General features: G+C 54.8%; 10 protein-coding genes. 5 read left to right on the top strand and 5 right to left on the bottom strand.

What is annotated here, in order from left to right; translation table 11 throughout:
• The first annotated feature begins 47 nt into the window (after nt 1-47).
• Genes pglX through brxL form a run of 4 tightly spaced genes read left to right on the top strand, consistent with a single transcriptional unit; the run spans nt 48 to nt 8,372 of the window.
• Complete coding sequence (pglX, locus tag P3C29_RS24940; protein ID WP_345952314.1) at nt 48-1,883, top strand: BREX-1 system adenine-specific DNA-methyltransferase PglX; 1,836 nt, start codon at nt 48-50, stop codon at nt 1,881-1,883.
• Between the two features lies 1 nt (nt 1,884).
• Nucleotides 1,885-3,753 carry a DUF262 domain-containing protein gene (locus P3C29_RS24935; protein ID WP_275965719.1) on the top strand — a complete coding sequence of 623 codons (1,869 nt, stop codon included), beginning with the start codon at nt 1,885-1,887 and terminating at the stop codon, nt 3,751-3,753.
• The gene (pglZ, locus tag P3C29_RS24930; RefSeq protein WP_275965718.1) at nt 3,750-6,257 is read left to right on the top strand and encodes a BREX-1 system phosphatase PglZ type A; all 2,508 of its coding nucleotides are present in this window, start codon (nt 3,750-3,752) and stop codon (nt 6,255-6,257) included. The genes P3C29_RS24935 and pglZ overlap by 4 nt, the downstream gene beginning before the upstream one ends.
• 12 nt (nt 6,258-6,269) lie before the next feature.
• The gene (brxL, locus tag P3C29_RS24925) at nt 6,270-8,372 is read left to right on the top strand and encodes a BREX system Lon protease-like protein BrxL (protein ID WP_275965717.1); all 2,103 of its coding nucleotides are present in this window, start codon (nt 6,270-6,272) and stop codon (nt 8,370-8,372) included.
• A 244-nt stretch (nt 8,373-8,616) separates the two neighbouring features.
• Here the strand turns inward: brxL and radC are convergent, their stop codons facing one another.
• From radC to P3C29_RS24900, 5 genes are all read right to left on the bottom strand, one after another.
• On the bottom strand, nt 8,617-9,114 hold the full coding sequence (gene radC / locus P3C29_RS24920; RefSeq protein ID WP_275965716.1) for a DNA repair protein RadC: 498 nt from the start codon (nt 9,112-9,114) through the stop codon (nt 8,617-8,619).
• Between the two features lie 53 nt (nt 9,115-9,167).
• On the bottom strand, nt 9,168-10,088 hold the full coding sequence (locus tag P3C29_RS24915; RefSeq protein ID WP_275965715.1) for a hydrolase or metal-binding protein: 921 nt from the start codon (nt 10,086-10,088) through the stop codon (nt 9,168-9,170).
• A gap of 106 nt (nt 10,089-10,194) precedes the next feature.
• Nucleotides 10,195-11,199 (bottom strand): lambda-exonuclease family protein, encoded by a 1,005-nt coding sequence (locus P3C29_RS24910; RefSeq protein WP_275965714.1) that lies wholly within the window; start codon nt 11,197-11,199, stop codon nt 10,195-10,197.
• Between the two features lie 81 nt (nt 11,200-11,280).
• The gene (locus P3C29_RS24905; protein WP_275965713.1) at nt 11,281-12,249 is read right to left on the bottom strand and encodes a DUF932 domain-containing protein; all 969 of its coding nucleotides are present in this window, start codon (nt 12,247-12,249) and stop codon (nt 11,281-11,283) included.
• A 55-nt stretch (nt 12,250-12,304) separates the two neighbouring features.
• Nucleotides 12,305-12,634 carry a hypothetical protein gene (locus P3C29_RS24900; RefSeq protein WP_275965712.1) on the bottom strand — a complete coding sequence of 110 codons (330 nt, stop codon included), beginning with the start codon at nt 12,632-12,634 and terminating at the stop codon, nt 12,305-12,307.
• A 333-nt stretch (nt 12,635-12,967) separates the two neighbouring features.
• Here P3C29_RS24900 and P3C29_RS24895 point away from each other — a divergent pair.
• Nucleotides 12,968-13,236 (top strand): transposase (locus tag P3C29_RS24895; protein ID WP_275965711.1); only part of this gene is annotated, 269 nt, incomplete at its 3' end.

Below are 13,236 nucleotides of genomic sequence, written 5' to 3'. Positions count from 1 at the left end.
ATCGGAAGACCTGGATTTCCGGGCGGTGTGGTCAGGGTAATGCAGTGATGGCTCGACGGTCGAACATCCGGTTGACTGGCAGCGGATCGATGCGCCAGCTCAAGAGCAATATATGGAGAGCAACAATGAGTAACCATTCTACAGACGCCGAGCAAAAGGTTGCACACTACATCTATCGGGCTTCTGCGGTTGATTTCAATAAGGTTCCGGGTTCGCCTGTCGCTTATTGGCTCAGCTCAACGTTTTTGGAGCTGTTCTCATCCGCCGAAAAGCTATCGGACATAGCTTCGCCTTGCGCTGGACTGCAAACGAGCGACAACAATAGATTTTTGCGACTTTGGCATGAAGTGTCCAGTGACAGATTGATATTTAAATGCAAAAGCCGGGAGGCATCAAAATTATCTGGTGGAAAATGGTTTCCTTGCACTAAAGGTGGAACTTTTAGGCGGTGGTATGGAAACAACGATTATGTTGTTAATTGGGAAAATGACGGTGAAGAGCTTTTTGAGTTTGCTGGAGAACTCTACGGGGCACCCACTCGCATCATTAAAAACGCTAGCCGATATTTTGAAGCTGGATTAACTTGGTCAAGTATTGCGCCTGTTTTTTCAATGAGATACAGCCCGAATGGGTTTATTTTTGAAACAAAAGGTTCAATGTGCTTTCCAAAGAAGCCATCCGACATGATGCCTTTGTTGGCAATCACGAATTCAAAAGTTATAGAAAGGGCGCTTGCCGTATTTAGCCCCACACTCGATTTTCACGAAGGACCTCTCGGAAAGGTGCCTGTTTCATTTGGCAAATCAAAAGAGCTGTCGAGTATTACAGCCTCACAGGCAGTCTCGCTTGCCTCTAAGGACTGGGACTCTTATGAAACTTCTTGGGACTTCACAGTTTTGCCACTGCTAGTCCCTAGCTTTCGCCAGTCCACTATCAACGCCACCTACCAAAAACTGCGTGCTCAATGGCGGGAAACTGTGTTGGAAATGCAGCGACTCGAAGAAGAAAACAACCGTGTTTTCATCGAGGCCTACGGGCTGCAGAATGAGTTGGACAAAAAGGTTGATCTCAGAGAAATCACCCTGACTTGCAACCCGCATTATCGCTATGGAGGCGCGAAGACAGAGGCTGCGCTGGAGGAGCTGTTACAGGCCGACACGATGGCTGAGTTTCTTAGCTACGCCGTGGGCTGCATGTTTGGCCGCTACAGCCTCGACAAGCCGGGGCTTGTGTTGGCCAATCAGGGCGAGACGCTGGCTGAGTATCTGCGTCAGATCCCCGAACCGCGTTTTATGCCGGACGAGGACAATGTGATTCCGCTGCTTGATGGCGAGTGGTTTGCTGACGATGTCACCGAGCGCTTCCGCACTTTCTTGCGCGTGACCTTTGGTGAACAGCACTACGAGGACAATCTGGCTTTTATCGAGCAGTCGTTGGGTAAGGATGTGCGCAAGTACTTCATCAAGGACTTCTACATTGACCATGTGAAGCGCTACAAAAAACGCCCCATTTATTGGCTGTTCGCCAGCTCCAAAGGCACCTTCAGCGCGCTAATCTACCTACACCGCTATCGTACGGATACGGTGAGTGTAGTGCTGCAATATCTGCGCGATTTTCGCAAAAAGCTCGCCGCGCGCCTGGACTACCTGCAACAGGTCGGCATTAGCACTTCCGCCAGCCAGGGCGAAAAGACCCGTGCCCTTAAGGAAATCGAAGCGCTCAAAAAACAACTGTTGGAGCTGGACGACTACGAGCGCGATACCTTGTACCCACTGGCAACCGAACAGCTGCCACTGGATCTGGACGAAGGCGTCAAGGTTAACTATCTCAAGCTCGGCTCAGCGTTAAAGAAAATTGTTGGACTGGAAGCCAAGGAAGACTGAAATGGCAGGCCGCTTTGAAAAGGCGATCACGATTCGCCAGGCGATACGCAACATCGATGACCGGACGTTTCTTCTACCAGCGATTCAGCGCAACTTCGTCTGGTCAACACAACAGGTCTGCGTGCTGTTCGACTCCCTAATGCGGGAGTACCCCATCAATACCTTCATGATGTGGGATGTGACGAGCCCGGAGATCAAGAACAAGTATCGCTTCTACAGCTTTCTCACCGACTATTGTCAGCGATTCAAGGAGTCCAATGACTATGTCCCGACGCAGGGCGACTTCAAAGACTTCAAGGCGGTCATCGATGGACAGCAGCGGTTGACCTCAATCTACATCGGTTTGAAGGGCACTTACGCCTACAAGCAGCCCCGTGTCTGGTGGCCGAATACGCGTAACGACCAAGTGCTGCCGCCGCGTCGACTCTATCTGGATCTTGCAAAGGGGCTGGACGGTGATGACAACGAGTCGATGGCCCAGTATCACTTCCGTTTCCTGACTGAGAAGCAGGTGGCGGCGTATAGCGATGACCCTACCTCGCGCTGGTTTGAGGTGGGCAAGGTGTTGAACCTGCCTGACGTGCGCTCTGTAGATGAGATTCCGTTTGAGGTGGTGCTTCCCTACCTTGAAAAGCATGGCCTGGCCTACAACAGTTTTGCGCGCAGGGCGTTGACCCGCCTTTACTACCTCGTCAGGCATGAAGAGGTGATCCACTTCTACAACGAGGAAAACCAGGACATTGATCACGTTCTGGATGTATTCATCCGCACCAACAGTGGCGGTACGCCGTTGGCGTTCTCGGACTTGTTGATGTCGATTGCTATTGCTAACTGGGAGGGGGATGCCCGGAAAGACATCGACGAACTAGTGACCGAGATTCGGCAAAGCTCAGAGATGCAGTTCTCAATTGGTCGAGACTGGGTGCTCAAGACCTGTCTGATGTTGATTGGTGCTGATGTGCGGTTCCGAGTCAGGAACTTCGACTCCGATCAGGTCAGCGTCATCCAGCAGCAGTGGCCGGAAATCAGGGCTTGTGTGGTCGAAACCTTCAAATTACTGCGCAAACTCGGCCTGAACGACCAATCCTTGAGAGCCAAGAACGCGGTCATTCCGTTGGCGTTCTATGTGTACAAGCAGTCCTTTCGGGATAAGCCGCTGTATCAAACCATCAACAACATCAATTACCTGCGTGAGGAGCGGCTAGAGCTGTCCCGCTGGCTACACATGGTGCTGTTGCGAGGGATATTTGGCGGGCAAGCAGATGGTGTGCTGACCAAGATGCAGCGGCTGCTGAGCAAGCATTTGGACAAGGGGCTGTTCCCTTTAGATGAGATCATTGTGGCCTTCACCGCAACCAACAAGGATCTTCGTTTTGATGAGGCTTATCTGAGAGGTTTGCTTGATATCCAGCATGGCGACGCACGGTGCCGTTCTGTGCTGAGCCTACTGTTCCCTGAGATCAATGAAAACCTGCAGTTGGACATCGATCATCTACACCCGAAAAGCGCCTTTGATAAGGGAGCTCTCGTACAGCAAGCCTTCCTCAAAGAGGATGATGAACTGAGGGCGTTTTATCAGAGCCCCATTAATTGGAACTCGATTGCCAACCTGCACCTGCTGAACGCCTCGCAGAATCGTTCGAAGAAAGATATGTCGCTGATAGAGTGGATGGCCGAGAAACACACAGGCTTCAAGCCGGCTGATCTTCTGCTGGATGATAGCGACAACCTACATTTTGCTGACTTCCAGTCGTTTTGTGAAAAGCGCCGGCAAGCCTTGCTGCAACGGCTGCGCCGCAATGTAGCGATGAGCGGAGCGCTTTCGGTGGAAGTGTTGGACGAAGAGGAAGAAATCGAGACCATGGCATGAGCAATCCTAAGATCACCCAGGCCCTGAGCAATCTGTTCGACAAGCAGCGCATAGTGTTCTGGTATGACACGCGCCTGGAGTTTCGCGCTGATTTTGAGACGCTGGAGCTGCCGGATGTCGAGAAGATCGAGCTAGCTAACAATGAGTTCGGCGTGAAATACCGCCTGCTGCGCGAGCTACCCGAACAAAAGTTCCTGCTCTACCGAGAAGGTGCCGAACCGCCTCATTTACAGAATTGGCTGCTGGATGTTCAGCTCGCCAGCGGCAATTGCTTCCGCACAGATCAGGTTGCCTTATGGCTGGCAGAACTGGAGCTTGGGCCAGACAGCTATCCGCTTCTCGAAGCGCATGTGTCGTTTTTCGAGTCCGCCAAGCGCCGCGAGGCACTCGGTAAGTTGCTGGAGGCGGGTGATTCGCAGAACCTGCTGCAACGCAAAATGCTTGCCGTATGCGCCGGCAACGAACCGCGCCTGGATGTGATCCTGGAAAATCTGCTGGGTGATTTGGCCGCTAGCAAAGATGTACGAATCAACTTAATCGAAAGCAGCGGCTTAAATGCTTATCTGTGGGAGCAGTTGAAGCGCGCCTATGGCTATAGCTCCGAGCAACCAGGGTTGCACGATTTCGTTATCGAGCTGTTTAAGGCTTGTTTCATGCTTGGGATCGACCCGGCTTATAAGGCGCGACTGTCCGCTGAGGCGCTGGTGTTTCTTAAACGCTGGAAGGACAGTCGTTCGCATGAGCAGAGTTTCGAGACACTGTCTCAGCAGTGCGCGGTGGTGCTGCAGATCGACGACAAGTTGCAAACCCTCGACTGGCGTAGCCTGCTGGAGCTGGATTATTTCGAGCTGATCGACCGAAAAATCCTCAGTGAGCTGGTACGTGCCGTGGTGGCCCGTACAGTGACCGCTCAGGAGGTGGAACAGTGGGTGCGCCAGCGCCGTCAGAGCCACTGGTTTGAGCGCTTCAAGGATATGTACCTGGCGTTGGAGCATGCGGCGCAGTTCATTCAGGTGCTGGACATAACGCAGCTACAAATGGAATCGTTGACTGATGGCGTGCAAAAATACGCCAGCCAGTGGTTCCGGCTGGATCAGCGTTACCGCAAGTTCGTCTATCACTTGCGTGAATCCGGTCAGGCTTCGCTGCTGGGTGAGTTGGCTAAGCAGGTTGAGAACCTGTACACCAACAACTACCTGAGCCGTCTTAACGACCGCTGGCAGCACCACGTGGATACGGCACAGTATTGGGAGGCCGCACCCGTTGTGCTGCAGCGCAATTTCTTCAGCCGCTATGTGCAGCCCTTTGTGGAGCGCAAAACTAAGGTGTGCGTGCTGATTTCCGATGCGTTCCGCTATGAGGTAGGCGAGGAGCTGCAAAGCCTGATTCGTCAGGAAGATCGTTTCGAGGCTGATCTGGAGCCGATGCTGTCGATGCTGCCGAGTTACACCCAGCTCGGCATGGCGGCGCTACTACCCAACAGCAGCTTGCAACTGGCCGACAACGACAGTGGCGATGCCACAGTGGACGGTCAGAGCGCTCAAGGCTCGGTCAACCGGGGCAAGATACTGGCGACCAGGGTGCCAGCATCCCAGGTGGTACGAGCCAAGGATTTACTGGCGATGAACCAGGCCGATTCTCGGGCCTTACTGCGCGACAACGAGGTGGTTTACGTTTATCACAACCTGATCGATAAGACCGGCGACACTCGTGATACAGAGGAACGGGTATTTGCGGCGGCTGAGGAAACGCTTAGTGAGTTGATCCGTCTGGTCAAGAAGCTAACCAACGCCAATGCCAGTAACCTGCTTATTACAGCCGACCATGGCTTCATCTACCAGAATCATCCGCTGCAGGAGAGCGATTTCCTCAGCAGTGAGCCGGAGGGTGATGAGGTCCTCTACCGTGACCGGCGTTTTGTGCTGGGTCGTGGTTTGCGCGAAGGAGCCAGCTTTAAAACCTTCAACCCGGTGCAACTAGGCCTGACGGGTGCGCTCATGGTGCAGATCCCCAAGTCCATCAACCGTCTGCGGCTGAAGGGCTCTGGAAGCCGCTTTGTGCATGGCGGTGCCACGCTGCAGGAGGTTGTGATCCCGGTCATCCGCATTAACAAGAAGCGCCAGAGCGATGTGGGTCGGGTAGAGGTGGAGTTCATCGGTGGCGGTGGCAAGACCATCACTACCGGGCAGTTGGCCGTGGTGCTCTATCAAACCGAGGCAGTGACCGAGAAACTGCAGTCGCGCCGGTTGCGTGCAGGTCTGTTCACGCTGGACGGAGAGCTGGTATCCGATCAGCATGAGCTGTTGTTCGACTTTAGCTCTGCCAACCCGCGTGAACGGGAGTTGCCGGTGCGTTTCATTCTCAGCCGTAAGGCCGATGAGGCGAACAATCAACAGGTGGAGCTGCTCCTTGAAGAGACCGTGGAAGGCACTTCACACTTCACACGGTACAAAGCTGCGCGTTACTCCATTCGCCGCTCGTTTAGCAGCGAATTTGATTTTTAAGCAGGAGCTCCAATGAGTCAGCTCGACGACAAGATCAACCAGCACTTTGCCGGCTTAGTGGTGCGCAAAGACTTGGTCAAAGCTGTGAAGGGCAACGCCATCGTGCCGTCGTATGTACTGGAGTACTTGTTGGGTCAGTACTGCGCGACCAATGATGAAGCGACGATCCAGACCGGTATTGAGACCGTCAAGGAGATCCTGCGTAAGCACTATGTCCACCGCAACGAAGCTGGGCTGGTGCGCTCGACCATCAAGGAGAAGGGGCGGCACAAGGTTATTGACCGTATTAGCGTCTCATTAAACGACAAGGATGACGTGTACGAGGCTGAGTTCGCCAACCTAGGCATCAAGAAAGTGCTGATCGACTCCAACACCGTCAAGTCTCACCAGAAGCTGCTGGTAGGTGGTGTTTGGAGTATTGCGGATGTGGAGTATGAATACACCGAGGACAAGTCTGCTTCACCTTGGATTCTGGCCTCGCTAAAGCCAATTCAGATTTCCCGCTTTGATTTCGACGGCTATCTGGAGGCACGTAAGCAGTTCACCACTGATGAGTGGATTGACCTGCTGATCCAGAGCGTAGGTTTCAATCCGCAGATGTTCGGCAAGCGCAATAAGCTTGCTCAGCTTATCCGCCTTATCCCGTTCTGCGAGCGCAATTACAACCTGATCGAGCTGGGGCCGAAGGGCACCGGCAAGTCGCACGTTTATTCGGAGTTCTCGCCCCACGGCATTCTTATATCCGGTGGCGAAGTTACAGTTCCCAAGCTGTTCGTCCATAACGGCACGGGTAAACTCGGTCTGGTGGGTTACTGGGATGTAGTGGCATTCGATGAGTTCGCCGGCAAGCAAAAGCGAGTGGATAAGGCGCTGGTGGACATCATGAAGAACTACATGGCCAACAAGTCGTTCTCGCGGGGTGTGGAAACCCTCGGAGCTGAGGCCAGCATGGTGTTTGTGGGTAATACCGATCACACCGTACCGTACATGCTTAAGCACACGGACCTGTTCGACCCACTGCCGGAAAAGTTTCACGATTCAGCCTTTCTCGACCGCATTCACAGCTACATCCCCGGATGGGAAGTGGATGTTATCCGTGGCGAGATGTTCTCCAGTGGATACGGCTTCGTGGTGGACTACCTGGCCGAGATCCTGCGCTCGCTTCGTAGTCATGACTACTCAGATCGCTACAAGGGACAGTTCACGCTATCCGACGATATTTCGACGCGTGACCGCGATGGCATCAACAAAACCTTTTCTGGTTTGATGAAGATCCTGTACCCGCATGGCGAGGCGACAGACGCCGAAGTGGAAGACGTATTGCGCACTGCTATTGAAGGGCGCAAGCGGGTGAAGGATCAGTTGCTACGCATTGACGCGACCTATCCGGCAGTTCGTTTTGCCTACCAGGGGGCGGATGCTCAGGAGCGTTTGGTGCGCACTCTGGAAGAGGATGAGTATCCTAATCAATACCATCGTAGGGGAGCGACTGAAGTTTCTACTGCAGACTTACCCCAAGTCGGCACTGACCCTTTGGCGCTTATCGAGGCAGCGCCAGCCATGCAAGGGCCAGCTTCACGCCCAAGCAATCCTGTGCCGATGGAACCAGTGCTGAAAGAGCAGCATTTGGTCTTCCACGAAAATCAGCGCGGACTGAGTTTTGACAAGTTGTTCAGTCCCTATCTGGTAGGTGCCAAGCGCATCATCATCACAGACCCCTATCTTCGTATGTTCCACCAGTTGCGCAACTTGATGGAACTGATGGAGACCATTAGCAAGCTACAAGGTCCGGAAGATGAGGTGGTTGTTCATGTGGTGACTGTTGAGGATGATTCCAATGGTGATCGTCAGACCGACAGCCTGCAGAAGATCGCTGATGCTTGCACCGGTGTTGGCATCCAGTTCAGTTGGGCCTACGACACCAGCGGCACCAAGCATGACCGAGACATTACAACCGACACGGGTTGGAAGATATTGCTTGGCCGTGGCTTGGATGTTTTTCAGCGCTTTGAGCTGAATGATGCCTTCAGCTTTGCGAATCGGCTCCAGCAGCATCGGCAGTGCAAAGAATTTAGTGTGACCTTTGTGCGAATTGGCCCGGCCGCTTGTTCGTAGGTTTACGACTATTAGGCAGAGGCAGAGGCAGAGGCACTCTGATTTGTGTTCGCAGCACGACTAAAGGAAAAAAGTTAGGCCGACTGCGGATGCCCTTAGGCGTCGGGAAGTCATAGTTTCGGCTGCAGCAGGAGCTGACTACAACCGCTGGATCACGACAAAAAATAAGTGAGGGGAGTTTCCCTGCCGATGACTGCCCTAGCATCAGCCAAGGGCAGTCTATCGGGCGGTGTGAGCCTAGGCGTTATAGGTAACCTCGTTCAGCCAACGATACGCAGCTTTCGTGGCCTACAACGATATGATCCAGCGTCTGTGTGCCAATCATGTTGAGGGCGTTCTTGAGGGTGGTGGTCAGCGTGCGATCGGCCTGGCTGGGTTCGGGATCTCCAGAAGGATGGTTATGCACCAGTATCACGGCTGCTGCGTTGTGCTCTAGGGCGATCTTGACCACTTCCCTTGGGTAAACGCTGGCCCCGTCCAGCGTGCCGCGAAACAGCTCCTGAAATCCGATAATCCGGTGCTTGGTGTCGAGCAGCAGAAGAGCAAAGACTTCGTGCTCATGGTACTGCAGCAGTGTTTGCAGGTGGCTGAAGACCTGCTTCGGCTCAGTCAATGCCCGGCCTTTAGACAGACGACTCATTGCCAGTTGTTGAGCCATACGCAGGATGTCAGCTTCGGTGACCGGGGCTTCCATAACATAGGTACCGGTATCTTCACCGGCTCTGAGCTTGTGATATTTCATGTGGGTCTTCCTGTACGAATGCGTGAGAAAACGGAGGGATCTGAGAAACCCTGTTACTGGACGGTGGGCTTGCCGTTGTGCCGCGTGGCTTGCGACTCCAACTTTTGACCGAGTGAGGGTTTGGCAGGCGCTGCCGGTTGGGCTTTTGGCTCTACATCGCTGGGCTGATCTTCAATGGCGGGGAAGAACTCTTCGACGATGGCGCCGGTGTCCTCCTCGCTGTCTTCAAATGCCCCATTGTTAAAGCCTTGCCGGGCCGCGTGATCCAAGGCGCTCTGGTCAAAGCCCGCGGCTTGCCGGGTTTCCTCCAATTGCTTGGCTGCCAGTAAGGCGTCTTTTAGGGGCAGTCCATTGCGTACCGTAATGTCCACGTAGAAGATCGGCGTGCCATGGCTTTGCCGGGTGGATTTACCGCGTAAACGCAACTCCAGCGGTAGGCAGGCGAGGCGATCGCCGGAGATGGCTTGCAGGTAATGCAGACGCGCTGCCAGAGTGCGGATGCTGTTGTAGCCTGTGGTGCGAAAGACAAAACTGCCCAGCGGATCGTCATCGCCAATCACTACGTTGAGCCGGCCGTAAGGCTTGCAGGCTCCGCCTTGCGCCAGTGAGCAGCCATCCGGAGAAGGGCAGGGCAATGCCTGAATGCCGTCCTCGGTCAAACGCTTGCAGGTCAGGCCGTTGCCGACGCATAAAGGTCGGCCAGTGGTGCGGTCGAACAGGCTGTAGTCAGCCCGAAAGTTCAGGTCAGGCTCGTTGAACAGCAGCCGGATTGGAATGCTGCGCAGTTTGCCGTCCTGGCCATTACGCAGCTCCTCATTGAGGGGGTGCAGCAGCCAGCCGTCACGGCTCTGTACTTGGGAGGTAAGGGTGAATTGATCGTCCTTTTCCGGTAGACGCTTTCCGTTCTTTTCGACGAGCTTGCCAATGGATATTCGGCCCAAAATCGGCGGAGTGATGGCTAAACCTTTGAGCATGGGAGTTCTCCTGTATCTGAAATAAAAACGCCACCGAGACCGCGTAAACGGCCAGGGTGGCGTTGGAGAGAAAGGGCATGGGAATAAGGGAAGCGCGAACGAGCGTTCAGGCCAGTAGAAAACGCCGACAGCCGGTTTTTGTGGTCGAGTAGCGCACTTGCAGGTAGGGCTTTTCTTTCAGCAGGCGGGGGATATCCAGTGCCACGCTGTCTTTGGCTTTCCTCCACGTGATGCTGCCGGTTGCGAAGGTCGCCCGACTGGCATCCCCCATGGCCTGTTGCAACGTTTGCTTGAGCTGAGCTTCCTGCTTCTCCTGCAGAGCAATCGATCCTCGCACTCTCTGCAGTTCGGTAAAGGTCGTACAGAGCAGCGCGTCCTGGCTGAAGTCCAGGCTTTGCCCACTGTCCTGTGGATACAGGCAGCGCAACGCCTGCTCCGCCGAGGCCGATCCGTCTGCCGGAGGTGGGGTATCACTGACCACGTAATCCCAGAACAACCGCTCCAGGTCGATCAGCCGAGCAATCAGCGACTCGTCCCGTTCGATGCGATGGATCTCCAGGTGCTGGCCACCCAGCAGCACTGCCACATCGGCTGCCTGCTTGCCAGTCACGGCCAGTTGGTGCATCACTTGCAACTGAACATACTCCGGCACACCCTCTTTCCAGAGGCGTGCGCCGTTTATGCCAGCAGTTTTACATTCAAGGATCTGTACCTCTGGCGCACCGATGACCTCGCGGTCGATGTTGGCCAGCATCCAGGCCAGTTTGCAATCAGGATGCTGCAGCACCGCATTGACCCGGCGGACCCGATGACCACTGCGCCGGGTGTAATGTGTTGCGACAATCGGCTCCAGGATATTGCCCCAATAAGCCGGACTTTCCTCATCCTGCGGATCGAGCTTGGGCAGTGAGGTGTCACGGCCGGTTTTCTCCAGCCACAGCTCCAGCTGGGATTTGTACGGGTTCAGGCCCACGGCTGCGGCGGCATCCGAACTGCCGATGCCTTGTTTGCGTACGGCCAACCATTCCTCTCGCGGCAATTGTTTGGTGCCCACTAGGCGCAGCGCAGGCCGTAGTTTGCTCCTGGTTTGTTGCAGAGTTTGCGTGCCCATGATGTTTTCCTGTGCGGCATAAAAAACGCCCGGCCAGCAGAAGCTGACCAGGCGTTTTAATAGTTGAGTAAGTGAGTGGAGCTAGGCGGCGAGCTCCAGTGCGGCCTGCAAGGCGCGTTGTTTGATCACAGCGCCTTGGCCAAACCAGGCCGAGTCCATGCGGTATTCAGCACTTCTGGCGCGTCGCTCGTGATCGACATACTCGGTCACGGCGTTGAGCAAGCCCCACGCAGTTCCTTGGGCTGATTCAAGCGTTGCTCCCCGACCCTCGCCTTCGTACAGCCCTTGGACTTTGCGCAGTGCGCGCTCGTTCGGCAGGACTTCGGGTAGTTTGCTGTTGGGGGTTACGTCACACAGCACGTTCATGAAAAAGCCCATCGCTTCATGCCACTGCACCTTGCGTTGAGCCAGTGCTCGCATGCGGTACATAAACTCGTCCCACTGGGAGACGGCGATGCCCAACTGCTTTTTCACTGCCTGCGGATCGAAGCGGGTGTTATGTGGCACCTTGATCACGCGGGTGGTGCCATCCAGGGCGATGGTCAGCGTGTTATTGCAGACCACACGTACGGTGGTGGGGGTTGCGGTGGTGGCCAAGGTGCCATCACAGGAGGTGGCCAACAGCAGGTAGCCATTCACCTGGTCGTTGCCCTTCAACGCCGTGCCTTGCCCAGTACGGGCCAGAGCCCAGAACTTGCGACCGCCTTTGAGCACTCCGGCGGTTTCCAGCTCGTAGCCCGAGACCTCAGTCAGATCGCGATAAAACTCCAACACTTCACGGGGCTGCACCACCTGGTAGCGGTTGGAGACCACTGACAAGGGGGCCTTGGTGTCGGAGCGATACAGCACCTTCTGTTCAGGGAAAGAGTGAATTGAGCCCAGAACACCGATGCTGTCGGACTTGAAATGCACCGGGCTGTCCTGGATCTTCCAGTCCATGCCCGCTTCGCGCTGCCAGACTTCGAGCGGTTGTTGGGGCGATAGGCGACTGCCCAGGCCATGCCAGGGAGTATCACCAACGTAAGCCATTTGTTCGATGAGGTGTGCCATGGGAATGACTCCTGCGAAATGAATGGAAAAGAGCGTGGCTTCAACAAACAACGAACTAACGGTTGATACTGAAGCTGTAACCGCATTCCAGGCACTGATAGTTATCCAGCACCTTCTCATCAATCTGTTCACCCAGTGTGGCCCCAGCGATCCCGCCGGCAGCACCACCAAACAACCCTCCGAGTATTGCGCCAGCGATACTACCCACAGCAATCCCAACAGGCCCGCCGACTATGCCGAGTACTGCACCGGCCTCCGCTCCCGACAGGGCTCCGGCGGCCCCACTGACTGCACCTCCTGCAGCGCCAATCAACCCACCCGTTTGCTTACCGATATTTTTCTTTGCGACACGTCCAGAATTGCAGCTAGGGCAAGGGGCATACATACGTAAATCCTCTCAAGTGATGAGCGTACTAGCCAAAAAGCAGGCACGCCAAATCCCTACCGCAGTTAATACGGTGGGCGTTCACAGAGGTGATATAGGTCTGAGTTTTTTTTGATTGGTATTCCAAGCCGCAATTAGTTGAAAACACGCGTCAGATCGACGAGGGTAGCCAGATCCAAATGAGTGTTTGGTCTTAGGTGAACATGTGACAACCGATTCAATGCAACAGGATGGTGTCAGCGCTGCGAGCGGGGAAGGTTATGCCGAGGAGTGAATCGCCCCGGGTTTCGTAGACACCTCTTTGCCTTAAACTGAGGTCAATTAGGAGGTGCCATGAGCAACCCGCGTTACCCCGAAGAATTCAAAATCCAAGCGGTCAATCAAGTGACCGAAAAGAAGCTGCCTGTCGCTGATGTGGCGGCGCGTCTTGGCGTGTCGTCGCATAGCCTCTATGCCTGGATAAAGCGCTACAGCAAACCTCAAGGAGAACGGAAGCAAGACGATGATCAGCACGCTGAACTGCGTCGTCTGCGAGCCGAACTCAAGCGGGTCACCGAAGAGCGAGCGAGCCGAACTCAAGCGGGTCACCGAAGAGCGAGACA

It is taken from the genome of Pseudomonas sp. 1912-s, from assembly GCF_029269205.1.
GTDB lineage: Bacteria > Pseudomonadota > Gammaproteobacteria > Pseudomonadales > Pseudomonadaceae > Aquipseudomonas.
Note: the sequence above shows the minus strand (reverse complement) of the source record. Positions and strands in the feature narration are given on the sequence as shown.